General features: G+C 70.4%; 7 protein-coding genes. 2 read left to right on the forward strand and 5 right to left on the reverse strand.

Annotated features, from left to right (window positions below):
* Positions 1-7: 7 nt before the first annotated feature.
* The 4 genes from VF139_07770 to VF139_07785 form a co-directional block, all read right to left on the reverse strand.
* Positions 8-940 carry an NmrA/HSCARG family protein gene (locus VF139_07770; GenBank protein ID HEX6851293.1) on the reverse strand — a complete coding sequence of 311 codons (933 nt, stop codon included), beginning with the start codon at positions 938-940 and terminating at the stop codon, positions 8-10.
* A 139-nt stretch (positions 941-1,079) separates the two neighbouring features.
* Positions 1,080-3,713 (reverse strand): protein kinase, encoded by a 2,634-nt coding sequence (locus tag VF139_07775; GenBank protein HEX6851294.1) that lies wholly within the window; start codon positions 3,711-3,713, stop codon positions 1,080-1,082.
* Positions 3,714-3,789: 76 nt separating this feature from the next.
* Positions 3,790-6,417, reverse strand: coding sequence for a protein kinase (locus VF139_07780; protein HEX6851295.1), 2,628 nt, complete (start codon positions 6,415-6,417; stop codon positions 3,790-3,792).
* Entirely contained in the window at positions 6,414-9,044 is a 2,631-nt protein-coding gene (locus VF139_07785; protein ID HEX6851296.1) for a protein kinase, read from the reverse strand. The genes VF139_07780 and VF139_07785 overlap by 4 nt, the downstream gene beginning before the upstream one ends.
* Before the next feature lie 25 nt (positions 9,045-9,069).
* Between VF139_07785 and VF139_07790 the strand changes: the two genes are divergently transcribed.
* Entirely contained in the window at positions 9,070-9,567 is a 498-nt protein-coding gene (locus tag VF139_07790) for a cupin domain-containing protein (GenBank protein HEX6851297.1), read from the forward strand.
* Positions 9,568-9,691: 124 nt separating this feature from the next.
* Here VF139_07790 and VF139_07795 read toward each other — a convergent pair whose 3' ends face one another.
* Positions 9,692-12,352, reverse strand: a complete 2,661-nt coding sequence (locus tag VF139_07795) for a protein kinase (protein HEX6851298.1) — start codon at positions 12,350-12,352, stop codon at positions 9,692-9,694.
* Between the two features lie 286 nt (positions 12,353-12,638).
* Between VF139_07795 and VF139_07800 the strand changes: the two genes are divergently transcribed.
* Positions 12,639-14,695 (forward strand): sialidase family protein (locus VF139_07800; GenBank protein ID HEX6851299.1); only part of this gene is annotated, 2,057 nt, incomplete at its 3' end.

Genomic DNA, 14,695 nt, shown 5'->3' on the forward strand with positions numbered 1-14,695 from the left:
ACGGCGATCAGGCGATCCGGGACGCGTTCTCCTCCAGCCACTGCGCGAACGTCCGGAGCTTCGGGTTCAGCGAGCGGGAGAACGCCGTATCGCGCGCGCCGCAGAAGGCGTCGGAGAACTCGGCGTTGAACTGGAACATGTTCCCGAGGTCGTCCGCACCGGGGAAGCCGAGCCCCCGGTAAGCGTCGAAGGGGATCGCCTGGTAGGCGACCTCCTTCCCCAGCGCCTTCGTCAGCCCCGCCGCCATCTCGGCGCCGGTCAGATGCTCTCCGGCGATCCCGACGCGACGGCCGATCCACTCCGGCCGCTGGAAGATCCCGTAGGCGCACGCGCCGATGTCCGCCGCCGCGATCCCGGGGAGCTTGCGGTCCATCATCGGGAGGCCGAAGACCAGCCGGCCGTCGGCTCCGGGCTTCGGCCCCATCCCGAAGTGGATCAGGTTGTCCCAGTAGAACGACGTCAGCAGCCACGTCGTCGTCTTCGGATCGAAGTAGGCGTCCGCCTCCCCCTTGCCGTCGAAGTGGGGGACCTTGTATTTGCCGTGCAGCGTGGGCATCCGCGGGTCGGACAGCGGGACGAACTTGCGCGTGTCCTCGAGGGTCGACCAGATGAAGTGCGCCACGCCCGCCGACTTCGCGGCCTCGGCGAGGTTTCTCGCCTGGGCCATCTCCTTTTCCGCGGAAAAGTGCTCCCAGAAGTTCGTGACGCCGTAGGCGCCGTAGGCTCCGGCGAACGCCCGCTTCAGGCTCGAGACGTCGTCCAGGTCGGCGGCGACGACCTCCGCACCGAGCGCCTTCAGCGCCAGCGCCTTCTCGGAGCCGGGGTTGCGCGTGATCGCGCGCGCGGCGAAGCCGCCCGCGGGGTCGGCGAGGATCGAACGGACGAGACCGCCGCCCTGCGCACCGGTCGCGCCCGTGACCGCGAGGATCTTCTTGCTCATGATGGCCTCCTGCTCGGAATCCTATACGCACCCGGACCGGCGTGTGGGTGTCTGCGTCGGGGTGCGCGACCGCGAAGATCCGTGGGGGAAGCTGGACGTCGGGGTCGGGGTCGTGCGGGTGCGCTAGGTCCGGTGCGTATCACCGCTCGAGCCGCCCGGCGAACCCGAGGTCGAGGTGAACCGTGCGCCGCGAGCCGATCCCGTCCGGGGCCCGGAAGGTGAAGATGCGCTGCCCGTCGGGGCTCACGCCGAAGGAATTGAAGACGAGGTTCATCGCCACGCGATCGAAAAGCCGCTCGGGCCGGCCGGCGTCGAACCCGCGGCTCGTGTCGATCCGCACCACGTAAAGGGCGCCGTCGCTCCGGTAGAACAGCTCCTTTCCGTCGGCGCTCCAGTGCGGCTCGACGCCGAAGGGAGCCGAGACCTGCCAGCGCCCCGGGCCGTCCGGGAACGGGCGAACGTAGACCCCCGATTGCCCGCCCTCCCTCGAGACGTACGCCACCCAGCGCCCGTCCGGGGAGACGACCGCGCCGTCCTTCGAGAACGGTCCGCCGACGAGAACGCGGGGCTCGCGTTTTCCCTCCAGCGGCAGCAGCCAGATGTCGCGTTTGTCCGGGGAATCGTCGAGCCGGTCGTAGAGCAAGGCCTTGCCGTCGGAGGTGAAGGAGCTGGGAAGGTGCCCGCGCGTCCCCTCGAACAGGACCTCCGGGTCCCGGCTGCCGTCGGCGTCCTTCCAGAGGATCTGCCAGAGGTTCTGGCTGCCGCGGGGTAGGCGCATCGCGTAGGCGATCTTCGTCCCGTCGTGGGTCCAGACCGGGCTCTGCACCGTCTGACCCGAGGTCAGACGGGAGACCGACCCGCGCTCGAGATCGTAGACCCACAGATCGGCGTTTCCCCCTTCGCCGCCGGTGAGGGCCACGCGCCTCCCGTCCGGGGAGAGCGCCGCCTCGTTGTAGGTCGCTCTCGGAACGGCCGCCGGAGTCTCCCTTCCCGCGCGATCGATCCAGACGAACCGGTAGGCGACCTCCGTCGAGCCCGGGACCCACAACGCGCTGCCGGACTCCGAGATCGAGAAGTTGACCGCCCCCGAGCTGACGTCGGTCGCGACCCCCTGGACCGCGGGCTTCGCCGCGCCCCGAACCTCGAGCGACTGCGGGTCGATCGGCACCGCGAACAGCGATCCCCCGCGGGCGACGACGAGGTGGCCCGCGGCGTACCGCGCCTGGCTCGCCCCTTCGAACAGCACCTTCCGCTCGCCGGTGGCCGGGCGCACCGCTTCGATGCGGGCGTCGTCGTAGTACTCGGTGGACCCCGCGTCGTCGCAGGTGAAGAGGACCGCGCTTCCGTCCGGGAGAGCCGACGGCCACCGGTGGGTGCGCTCGTTGCGTCCCTCGTCGAGCGTCGTGACGACTTGCACCGGGCCGCCCTTCTCCGAGACGCGCGACAGCCCGCCCTCGGAGTCGGAGGTGAAGTAGAGGTGGCCGTCGCGGCTCCAGGTCCCTCCCCGGATCTGGCTCCCGGTGGGAGCGATCCGGATCGGGGCCCCGCCGGTGGTCGGGATCTTGAACAGGCCTCCGTCGCGGAAAAAGGCGATCCACAGGCCGTCCGGAGAGAAGAACGGCGCCGTCGCGCGCTCGGTGTCGGGGAGGAGCGTCGGCTCGAACGCCTCGTCGCTCCTCAGAAGCAACCGCGGCACCGTGTCCGAGCCGACGGCGACGACCACCTGCCGGCGCCCGTCGGACGAGATCGCGATCTGGGGAAACTCCGTGTTCGACACGTTCAGCCCGTCGGGGAGCGACAGCGCGTACCGCTGCGTGGCCGCGGGCGGCGCGGAGGTGCGCGGCCAGAAGCCCGCGACGACCGCGAGGGCGAGAGCCGCGGCGGCGACGATCCAGGGGGCTCGGGACGGCGTCGAGGACGCCGCCTTCGTTCCGGCGGGCCGCTCGAGCGCGATCCTGGCCTCCCCGATGTCCCGCAGGCGCAGCTTCGCGTCGCGCTCGAGGCAGCGCTTCCACAACGAAGCATAGGGGAGGGCGTCGACCTCGATCGGCCGCGTCAACACGCCGGCGATCGTGTCGGAGACCGTCTCGCCCTCGAAGAGCCGCCGGCCGGTGAGCATCTCGACGGCGACCACGCCGAACGCCCAGATGTCGGCGCGCTTGTCCACGGGACGGCCGCGCGCCTGTTCGGGGCTCATGTACGCCGCGGTGCCGAGGATCATGCCGACCGCCGTCCCCGCGCTCGTCAGCGTCGGCAGGATCGTCGGCGTCGACACCGGTCCCGACATCGTCGGATCCCCGACGATCGCCTTCGCGAGGCCGAAGTCGAGGACCTTCACGGGTCCGTCGGGGGTGATCCGGATGTTCGCGGGCTTGAGATCGCGGTGGACGATGCCGCGCTCGTGGGCGTATTCGAGCGCCTCGGCGATCTTGAGCGCGATCCCCTTGGCTTCTTCGGTCGGGATCGGGCCACGGGACATGCGCTGGTCGAGCCCCTCGCCCGGGACCATCTCCATGGCGAGGAAGCGGACGCCTTCGGCCTCGTGGAACCCGTGGATCGCGGCGATGTTCGGGTGGTTCAGCGACGCGAGGACCTTGGCCTCGCGGTCGAATCGTGCGAGGCGCTCGGGGTCGGCGGCGAACTCCGGCGGGAGAATCTTGATCGCGACATCGCGGCCGAGGGTCGAATCGGTCGCCCGCCAGACCTGGCCCATCCCTCCCTCGCCGATCTTCTCGGCGAGGCGGTAGTGGAGCAGCGAGCTTCCGGACAGCATCGACGGATTGTAAGGGGTCAAGTCTTCACCCGCGCGTTTTTCCCACGCCTGCAACCGTCGGTGAAGACCCGACCCCTTAACGCGACCGCTCGTCCCGCCGGCCCTGAATCAGGTGGAACGGCGGCTCCTCGAGGGCCCCGGGCTGGACCACCGCGAGGAATCGCGAGTGATCGGGGGCTGCATCGATGGCCGAGACCTCCGCCGTCGCGGGAAACAGAAGGACAGGATCGCCGATCGAAAGTCCGTCCGCCGAGGGCGCGATCGACACCGACCACGTCCCGCGACGGTCCTGCGGGCCCCCGAAGAACAGGAGCTCCCCGCCGTCCCGGCGCCAGTGGGGCGGCCCGCCCCCCTGCGTGGACACCTGGATCTTCCGCTCGAGATCGGGGAAGGAGCGGAGGTACACCTCGAGGCGCCCGGACTCGTCGGAGACGTACGCGAGCCACCGTCCGTCGGGGGACAGCACCGGTGTTCCGACGTTGTAGTCCTCCGCGATCCACGCGCGCGCCTTGCGCTCGCGCTCGTCGTAGATCCAGATCTGCGAGCGCACGACCCCCTGGCGAGGGCGTCCCGTGAACAGGAGGTAGCGGCCGTCGGCGCTCCAGTCGTACAGCACGGTGTCGACGTCCTCCGCAATCCAGAGCCGCTCCTTCGGCCGCGTTCCCGCGGCCGACATGACGTAGAGGTCATCGACGCCCGAGTCCCGATTGTTGAACGCGATCCGCGTGCCGTCGGGGGACCAGACCGGGGCCAACGAGTCGTTCTGGCTGCGCGTCAGGCGCGTGAGCGTGCCGCGCCCGAGCTCCCCGACGGAGATCTCCGTCAGCCCGTTCGCGTCGTCCATGGCGGCGGCGAAGCGGGTGAGGTCGGGGGAGATCCGGATCGACATCACGTCCTGCGACAGCGCCATCACGGGGGTCGCCGCGCCCTTGCGATCGAGCCACTCTATTCTCGGCTGCGGGCGCGGATTGGGACCCAGGAACACGATGTCGCCGTCGCGGCTGGCGCTCACTGCCGCGATCCCGGAGTTCGGCGAGTAGCGGATCCCGGGTGCGACCACCGTCGACTGCGATCCGATCGCGAACGTCCGCGGGTCGAACGGCACGGCGAGCAGGTTCCCTTCCCGGTGAAACAGCAGCCTCGAGCCGGTCAGGACGAACGAGCCCGTGTCCCGCGTGAGACGCCGGGGCTCCCCGCCGCCCACCGAGGCGAGATAGAGACCGCCGACCTCGGCGACCGCCTTCGCGTTGTTCGACCAGACCGAGAACAGGAAGTGCTCGCCGTCCGGAAGCCAGATCGGCAGGCGATGGGAGCCGTCCACGATCGCGGGGTCGAGCGTCGTCACGCGTTCGGGCGTTCCCCCCGTGGCGGGGACGCGCCAGAGCGCGGAGTTCGCGCTCGGCGCGTAGAGGATCGTGCCGTCCTTCCCCCAGCTCGCGCCGCGCGGCCCGACCCCTTCGGGGAGGATCGTCTCCACGACGCGGCCGGAGAGGTCGAGCCGTTTCAGCCCGCCTTCGGCGATGAAGCCGAGATTCGTCGAGTCCGGCGACCAGAAGGCATAGACGGATCCCTCCGTGCCCTCGAGCCGCTCGTAGTTGAACCCGTCGAGCGAGCGAACGAGCAGGTGCGAGAGTCCGGCCGCGTCCACGCCGACGACGGCGAGGTGACGGCCGTCGGGAGAAAGCGCCGGCGGTGCGAAGCCGTCGGCGCGATAGTCGGAGGGAAAGGCGATCTCGACGCGTCGCTCGGGGATGGAGGGCGCTTCCTTGCGGGGGAGCCAACCCCAGATCGCGGCGACCGCCAGAATGCCGATCGCCGCGATGAGGGGCCACGAGGCGCGCGCCGCCGGCTTCGGCTTCGACTCCGCCGGCCGTTCGAGCGAGATGCGCGCCTCTCCGATGTCCCGCAGGCGCAGCTTCGGATCGCGTTCGAGGCAACGCTTCCAGAGCGAGGCGTACGGAAGCCCGTCGAGCTCGAGCGGTCGGGTGAGCACGCCCGCGATCGTGTCGGAGACCGTCTCGCCTTCGAAGAGACGCTTGCCGGTGAGCATCTCGACCGCGACCACGCCGAACGCCCAGATGTCCGCGCGTCGGTCGACGGGTTTCCCTCGAGCCTGCTCGGGGGACATGTACGCCGCGGTGCCGAGGATCATCCCGGCCGCCGTGCCGGCGCTCGTCACGGTAGGGAGGATCGTCGGCGTCGACACCGGCCCCGACATCGTCGGGTCCCCGACCATCGCCTTCGCGAGGCCGAAGTCGAGGACCTTGACGGTTCCGTCGGGGGTGATGCGGATGTTCGCGGGCTTGAGATCGCGGTGGACGATCCCGCGTTCGTGGGCGTATTCGAGGGCCTCGGCGATCTTGAGCGCGATCCCCTTCGCCTCGTCGGCGGGGATCGCCCCGCGGGAGATCTTCCGGTCGAGCCCCTCGCCCGGGACCATCTCCATCGCCAGGAACCGCACCCCTCCGGCCTCGTGGAATCCGTAGATCGCGGCGATGTTCGGGTGGTTGAGGGCAGCGAGCACCTTGGCCTCGCGGTCGAAGCGGGCGAGGCGCTCGGGGTCGGCGGCGAACTCGGGGGGGAGGATCTTGATCGCGACGTCGCGGCCCAGGGTCGAGTCGCTCGCCCGCCAGACCTGGCCCATCCCTCCCTCGCCGATCTTCTCCGCGAGGCGGTAGTGGAGGAGCGAATCGCCGGCCTTCATCGCGCCAGCCCCGACTTCCAGTCGCTCACCACGACGAGGGTCGGCGGGGGCGGCGCGGGGAGCGGCGTAGCGACGAGAAAGCGATCCCGCGCCGGGACGTAGGCGAGGAGCTGGTACCCCTCGGGGAGCACGCGTCCGCCGAGGAGCGCACCGGGCGTCTCGACGTCGACGTCGTCGCCGACGACGCGGAAGGTCACCGTCTGGAGCCTGCGCTCGGGGTCGACCCACCAGATCTCCCGGGGCGACAGCCAGCCCCACCGCTTGTAGGCGGCCGGGGTGGGGGTGATGCGCCAAACCGCGCCGGCGTCGGGGAACGAAGCGATCGACACCGACGTGCGCACGAGCCCATCGTCGCCGGTGCCCTCGAACGCCGCGAACCGTCCGTCCGGGGAAAGCTCGGGGCCGTAGTACCCGCGCGGGGACGAAAGGTACGGGCGCGACGGGTGGTCGCCGCCGAGCGTCATCACCTTGAGCTCGCCGATCTTCCCTCCGCCCCGGCGCTCTTCGTAGAGGAGCTGGCGTCCGTCCTCGGTGAACGATCCGGGCTCGAACTCGGATCCCTTCGACGAGGTGACGATGCGGATCTCCTCCTCGCGCATCGTCGACTTGAGCGCGAGCTGGTTGCCCTGCTTGCCGTACAGCGACAGCGCGAGCGTGCGCCCATCGGGGGACCACGACGAGCTGTAGATGTAGAACGTCGATCCGACCGGACTCGACGTTCCACGCTCGAGGTCCGCGAGGGTCAGACGTGCCTCTCCGTGGTCGTCGAACGTGTGCAGGGCGGCGCGCCGGCCGTCACGGCTCACCGAGGCCGAGCGCACCGAGCTGGGTCCGAGGGGGATCGGCGTTTCGTTCCCGGCGCGATCGATCCAGATCAGGCGACGCTTTTCCGCCGGCTGGACCTCCTGGTACACGAGGCGCCCGCCGGCCGAGATCCCCAGGTTCAGGAAGTTCCGGTTGACGTCGTACTGCGCCCGGCTCGCCAAGGGAGTCGGGGCTCCGGCGAGCTGCAGCGTCGAGAGGTCGAACGGCTGAAGCATCAGGTTGGCGTCGCGGACGAACGCGAGAAACCCCGGCTCGACGTAAAAGGCCTCCGTCTCGCCTTCGAGGATCTGCTTCGAGGTGCCGCTCGCGGGGTCGAAGACCCACGCGCCGGACTCGCTCGGCTGCTCCCTGCCGCCGGAGTAATACAGGACGCGCCGGCCGTCGGGGAGGAACTGCGGCAGGCGCTGGGTCTCTCCCTCGCTCGCGAGCTTCGTGAGCGGCGTCGACGTTCCTCCTCCGTCCGCGACCTCGTGGAGGACGCCGAAGGCGCCGGGCGCGAAGACGATCTTCCCGTCGCGCCCCCAGGCTCCACCGCGTCCCTGCGGGGCGTCGGCCAGAACGCTCACGATCCCGTCGGCGATACCGATCCTCTTCAGCTTCCCCTCGGCGAAGAACCCGAGGTTCTTCCCGTCCGGGGACCAGAACGGGTAGGTCGCCCCCTCCGTTCCCTGCAGCGACTTCACCTCGAGCCGCGAGAGATCGCGCAGGAAGATCCGCGTGGTCTTGGCCTCTTGGTCGCCCGCGACGAGCGCCAACGTCGTTCCGTCGGGCGAGAGCGCGACCGATCGATCGTAGGTGACGAGCTCGAGCGTGGGCGGAAGGGCGAGCGTCGCGCGGATCGGAGGCGCCGGGGGAGGGGCGCTCGCCGGTCGCCAAAAGAAGGCGGCGACGGCGAGCATCGCCGCGACCGCCGCGACGATCCAAGGGAGCCTCGACGGCTTCGACGCCTCCCGGCGCTCCACCGGGTTCTGCTCGAGGGCGATCCGCGCTTCCCCGATGTCGCGCAGGCGCCTCTTCGGATCACGCTCGAGGCAGCGCTCCCAGAGCGAGGCGTACGGGAGCGTTTCGACCTCGATCGGTCGGGTGAGCACGCCCGCGATCGTGTCGGAGACCGTCTCGCCGTCGAAGAGCCGCTTGCCGGTCAGCATCTCGACCGCGACGACGCCGAACGCCCAGATGTCCGCGCGCCGGTCGACGGGTTTTCCTCGCGCCTGCTCGGGGGACATGTACGCCGCGGTGCCGAGGATCATCCCGACGGCGGTGCCGGCGCTCGTCACGGTTGGGAGGATCGTCGGCGTCGACACCGGCCCGGAGATCGTCGGATCTCCCACGATCGCCTTCGCGAGGCCGAAGTCGAGGACCTTGACGGTTCCGTCGGGGGTGATGCGGATGTTCGCGGGCTTGAGGTCGCGGTGGACGATCCCGCGCTCGTGGGCGTATTCGAGGGCCTCGGAGATCTTGAGCGCGATCGCCTTCGCCTCGTCGGCGGGGATCGGGCCGCGGGAGATGCGCTGGTCGAGCCCCTCGCCGGGGACCATCTCCATCGCCAGGAACCGGACGCCGCCGGCTTCGTGGAACCCGTGGATCGCCGCGATGTTCGGGTGGTTGAGGGCCGCAAGGACCTTGGCCTCCCGGTCGAATCGCGCGAGCCGCTCCGGGTCGGCGGCGAACTCGGGGGGGAGGATCTTGATCGCGACGTCGCGGCCGAGCGTCGAATCGCTCGCCCGCCAGACCTGGCCCATCCCGCCCTCGCCGATCTTCTCGGCAAGGCGGTAGTGCAGAAGCGAAGCGCCGGGTACCATCCGGGGATTCTAAGGGGAGGCCCGCATGGAACAGCCCAGAATCGTCAACCTCAACGAGCTCCCGCCCGCGACCGACCGCGAGCACGGGGAGAAATTCGCTTCGAGCCACGTTCCGATCGGTGCCCCGCTCGGCGCGAGGAAGCTCGGTTACAACCTGACCGAGATCCCTCCCGGCAAGCGCGCGTTCCCGTACCACTTCCACCACGTCAACGAGGAGTTGTTCCTCATCCTCTCGGGGACCGGGGAGCTGCGCTGGCCCGGCGGCACTGCTCCGCTGAAAGCCATGGACCTGATCTGCTGCCCTCCGGGACCCGACAGCGCGCACCAGATCTTCAACAACGGGAGCGTGCCGCTCCGTTATCTCGCGTTGAGCACCACCGAAGACCCCGAGGTCGTCGAGTACCCCGACTCCGGCAAATACGGCGTCACCGTCGGTCGCAAGCTCGGCGGCACACCCGCGGAGTCGAAGTTCCGGGTGATCGCGTTCAAGAAGGACCAGGTCGACTACTTCGCCGGAGAGTAAATGGGGACAGCAACCTATTTCGGAGAATAGGGACAGTCCTTCATCTCTCGATCCCGCAGTGCTTGCTTCGGGTTCGGGGGATGAAGGACTGTCCCTATTCTCCGAAATAGGTTGCTGTCCCCATTTACTCCAGCGTCAGCATCCAGATGTCCCCCTCCGCGATCGACCGGTTGAGGACGAGGGTGCGACCGTCGGCGGAGAGGTCCATATCGGACGGGCCGGGAAGCGCGGGAAGATCCAGGATTCGGCGGGCCTCCGCGTCCCAGAGGATCGCCACGTCGCGTCGGTCGTCCCACGAGAGGACGCGCCGTCCGTCGGGGAGCCACACCGCCCCGCCGGCCCAGTGGCCGAAGTCCCGGCCCTCCGGGTCGCGCTGCAGTTCGAGCCGGTCGGTCGCCGGGGTGTAGACCGCCGCCACGTTCCCTCGCGGGGTGATCGAGAACCCGGTGATCCGGCTCCCGTCCGGCGACCACGCCGCGGGATAGAACGGTCCCGCCGAGGTCTCGATCTCGAGCGAGACGGCCGGCGGGGTGTCGCCGAACCACGCGTCGTCCACCGTGGCGATCGCCAGCTGCGTCACGCCGACGTCCGGGTGAACCACCATCGCGACGCGCTTCCCGTCGCGGGAGACCGCAGGGACGTTGATCCCGGAGCCCGTGTCGGTCTTCAGCTGCCGCAGGTCGGTCCCGTCGCGGCGCACGAGCCACAACGCGTAGTCGCCGCCGCGGTTCGAGTAGAAGAGGATCCAGTCGGTCCCCTTCATCCAGACCGGCCCGCGGTTCCGGAAGGCGTCGTCGGTGAGGCGCCGCCGCCCGGTTCCGTCGGCGCGCATCACGAACACGTTCTCGACCGGGGAGGTCGTCCGGTAGGAGATCCAGGAGCCGTCGTCCGAGATGTCGGTCTGCGTGAACGGCCTCGCCGAGGAGAAGAGCGTCACCGGCTCCCCGACGATCTTTCCGGCGACGGGATCGAACGCGGCGCGCAGGAGCTCCCCGCGCGAGGTGTCGATCGTCAGCGCGATGCGGCGGCCGTCGGCGGAGATGCATCCCTGCATCGGCCGGGCGACACCGGTCGTGACCGGCTCCGGCTCGCCCCGCGCGGTCCCTTCGGCCTCGTCGACGGCGATCCGCCAGAGGTCCGGACCTCCGCGCCGGTCGCTGAGGAAGTAGAGCCACGCGCCGTCGGGGGACCAGAACGGATCCCAGTCGGCCGGGGTGTCGTTCGTGATCGACGCGAAGGGACCTCCTTCGGCCGGGATCGTCCGCAGGTCGCGCTGTCCGGCGTCGGCGGACCAGAACGCGATCCGTCGCCCCGAAGGAGACCACACCGGCTGCACCGCGTCGCCGTCGTAGATCTTCGTCTTCTCTCCGGACGCGACGTCGACCACGAAGAGGCTGGCCGAGGTGTTCCGCGCGAACGGATTCGGCACGCGTTCGGTCGTGTAGACGAGCTTCTTCCCGTCGGGGGACCACGCGGGGTGCGCCCCTTCGTTCGCGACCTTCCTCGGCGACTCTCCCGTCGCGCCCATCACGAAGATGCCTCCGCCCTCGCGGTCGGATCCGAAGGCGATGCGCTCGCCGTCGGGGGAGAACGCGGGGTCGAAGTCGTTGGAGCGCGCCGACGCCGTGAGGTTGACGGCGTTCTCGCCTCCCACGCGAAGGAGGAAGATGTCCTCGTCGCCGTCGTCTCCCGCGACGAACAGGAGACTCTTCCCGTCCGGGGAGAGGCTCGGCGCGTGTTGCGGGCCGGGGATGTCGGTCAGCTGGGCCATCGCGGCGACGTGCGAGCCGGACGCGAGGGCCCTCGTGGCGGGCGCCGGGCGCCCGATCCAGTTCGATCCTCCGAGCGCGCCGAGCACGAGGCAGATGACGCCGACCGCCGCGACGAAGCGCCAGGGGCGGTGCGTCGGAGCCGTCCCCGCGACGGGGGCGCCGCGATCGGCGCCGATCTCGCGCAGGAGGATCGCGACGTCCGCCAGGTCGCGCACGCGCTCGCGCGGGTCCTTCGCGAGGCAGCGCTTGAGCGCGCGCTCGAGGCGCGGCCGCGCGGCGGCGGGGAGCGCGTTCCAGTCGGGGTCGTTGTGGACGATCGCGACGAGGACGTCGGTGACCGTCTCCCCGGGGAAAGCGACGCGTCCGGTGAGCATCTCGTAGACGAGGCAACCGAACGCCCAGACGTCCGCGCGTTTGTCGACGGGTTTGCCGCGCGCCTGCTCGGGGCTCATGTACGCCGCGGTGCCCAGGATCATCCCCGCCGCGGTCCCTGCGGAGGTCCGCGTCATCGACGCGCCGGAGCCGGAGGCGATCATCGCCTCGGAGGTCTTCGCGAGGCCGAAGTCGAGGACCTTGATCGTCCCGTCGGGGAGGATCCTCACGTTCGCGGGCTTCAGGTCGCGGTGCACGATCCCGCTCTCGTGCGCGGCGTGGAGCGCCGCCGCGACCTGGCGCGCCGCTTCGAGGGCCTCGTCGAAGGGGAGCGGGCCGCGGCCGATGCGTGTCGAGAGGTCGTCCCCGGCGACGAGCTCCATCGCCAGGAAGCGGACGCCCCCCGCCTCGTGGAAGCCGTAGACCGCGGCGATGTTCGGGTGGTTGAGGGAGGCGAGGACCCTGGCCTCGCGCTCGAACCGCGCGAGCCTCTCGGGGTCGAGGGCGAACTCGGGGGGAAGGATCTTGATCGCGACCTCGCGGTCGAGGGTCGTGTCCCTGGCGCGCCAGACGACGCCCATTCCCCCTTCGCCGATCTTGTCGACGAGGCGGTAGTGAAGGAGGGAATCGCCGGGACGCATCCGCCGATTCTACGGGTGTCGCAGCGCGGCGCGTTCAGGAATTCGCCGTTCTCGCAGGATTCGAGAGACGATCCGGGCCCTCCCCGCCCTCGTCCCTGAAGGAATCCGCGACAAACGCCCGTGAATAGTTCCGAGCGCCGATGCGGCGCGGCCCGTACGGTTGAGAAGAGGCGATCGCGGCGAAAGGAGTGACCTCGCCGCGCGCCGCCCCGGGCCGGGACGCGTGGGTCGTGTCCCGCGGGTGCCCTCCAGACAAACGCGCGGTTCGCCGCCGAGGGGGAAACTCATGCGTGTGCTTCGATCGGCCGTGGCGTTGTTCGGTGTGTCCGTCGTGGCGGCGTCGCTCCCCGCGAGGAGCGCGGCGTTCGGCGAAGCGGCTCGAGCACAACCGCCGCGCAGGGTTTCGAGCGCGGACACCGCCGTCGCCGGCGGAACCGACGCCGCGCCGTTCACCAACCTCGCGATCGCGGAGATCCCCATCGCGGCCGCGCTGCCGACCGTCGGCAATCGCGATCTCGTGCCGCGCGTCTTCGGGCTGGCGACGGGCGAGATCGCGGTCCTCGGTCTCGACGATTTCCGGCTCTGGTCGAAGACCTCGGTGAACGGGGGCGTGACCTTCGGCTCCGAGGTCGCCGTCGGCGGCGCCGGCGTTCCGGACACGCACGATTTCGACGCACGGCTCTCGGCCGACGGGAAGCTCTACGTCGCGATGCTCGTCGTGGGAACCGCCGGCGGCATCGAGCTGCGGACCACCCGCAGCGACGACATGGGCGCGACGTGGACGCCCCCCGTCGTCGTGGTGGCCGAGGGGTCGGAGGCGTTCAGCGTCTTCCGCGTGCGCCTCGCGACCGGTCCCGCCGGCAGGGCGGCGGTACTCCTCCAGGGGCACGACGGCACGCGGCTCTACGTGTGCGCCACGATCGACTCCGGCGCGACGTGGACCTCGCCGAGTCGGATCGATTCGGGCGCGCCCGCCGGGGCCTATTTCCCCCCCTACGGCGGCACGATGGACGTGGCCGTGGACAACTCCAACCGCATCCTCGCGGCGTTCGCCCAGAACCGGGGCGGGGGGAACACGGTCTTCTTCACGCGCTCGACCGACGACGGGGCGACCTTCGCCGCGGAGACGGCGGTGGCGCTGGCGTCGCACGGGAACTCCGCGAGCCCCGATCTCGAGATCGCCAACGACGGGAACGGCCTTCTGGCGCTCTGGGACGACGCGGGGAACGACCACGTGTACGTGCTCCGCTCCACGACCGGAGGATCGAGCTGGACGACCGTGCTGGATCGCCTCGCCGCCTCCGACACCAACATCCCGCTCGTGCCCCGGATCGTCGCCGATCCGGCGACCGCGACCACCTTCCTGCTCTACGCGGACATGAACTCCGCCGTCTCCCTGTCGCGATCCGCGAACTCCGGGCTGACCTGGGGCGCCGCGGTCAGCCTGGCGGGCGCCGTCGCGGGGAACGGGTTCGACCGGCCGTTCGGACGGATCGAGATGAAGCGCACCACGACGAACACGTGGGTGGTCGCGTGGGAGGACCGGCGCACCGACACCTACGCGCAGCTTCGAACCGACGTCTACGCCCGGGCCTCCTCGACCGACGGCACGTCGTTCGGGGCGGAGGTCCGGGTGGACGCCGGTTCGACCGCGGGATCGAGCGCGTCGGAATTCGGCGGGATGACCGCGCACTCCGCGAACAACGTCTACCTCGTCTACGCGGACGGACGCGACGAGTCGGGACGCAGCACGAACGTCTACGGGAACCGCTCCACGGTTCCGCTGGCGTTCGCCGCCGACGTTCGGCTCGACACGGACGCCGCCACGCGGCAGCCCTCCTCGGGGTGGGACCGTACCGTGGCGGCGGACGGAGGCACGCACGCGTACGTCGCGTTCCGCTCGCGGACGGCGGGCCCCTTCGCCGACATCTACGTCGCCGCGAGCTCGGACTCCGGCCAGTCGTTCGGGTCCCCGGTGCGCGTCGGCAACACGACGGCGGGCTCGCGCATCAACGTGGGCCCGGTGCTGCGTGCCTTCCCGGACGGGCGGGTCTACCTCGCCTACACGAGCGACAACGGCACGGCCCTCGAGATCCGGTTCAATCGTTCGACCGACTTCGGCGCGACCTGGCAGGCCGCGGACGTCGTGATCGCGACACCTCCGCGGACCGGAATCGACTACGACAACCCTCAGGATGCGCAACGTCTCGAGGCGACCGCCGACGGGACCGTCTACGTGGCCTGGTCGGGGGACAACAACGTGAAGCTCCGGAAGTCCTCCGATTTCGGCGTGACGTGGGGGACGGAGACGGACGTGGATCAGTCGTCCCTCTTCTGCGCCTA

The organism is Candidatus Polarisedimenticolaceae bacterium (assembly GCA_036376135.1).
Lineage (GTDB): Bacteria > Acidobacteriota > Polarisedimenticolia > Polarisedimenticolales > DASRJG01 > DASVAW01.

Excerpts from the sequence above, each read along its gene's own strand:
- VF139_07770 (HEX6851293.1), bottom strand. The coding sequence starts at position 940 with ATGAGCAAGAAGATCCTCGCGGTCACGGGCGCGACCGGTGCGCAGGGC.
- VF139_07775 (HEX6851294.1), bottom strand. The coding sequence starts at position 3,713 with ATGCTGTCCGGAAGCTCGCTGCTCCACTACCGCCTCGCCGAGAAGATC.
- VF139_07780 (HEX6851295.1), bottom strand. The coding sequence starts at position 6,417 with ATGAAGGCCGGCGATTCGCTCCTCCACTACCGCCTCGCGGAGAAGATC.
- VF139_07785 (HEX6851296.1), bottom strand. The coding sequence starts at position 9,044 with ATGGTACCCGGCGCTTCGCTTCTGCACTACCGCCTTGCCGAGAAGATC.
- VF139_07790 (HEX6851297.1), top strand. The coding sequence starts at position 9,070 with ATGGAACAGCCCAGAATCGTCAACCTCAACGAGCTCCCGCCCGCGACC.
- VF139_07795 (HEX6851298.1), bottom strand. The coding sequence starts at position 12,352 with ATGCGTCCCGGCGATTCCCTCCTTCACTACCGCCTCGTCGACAAGATC.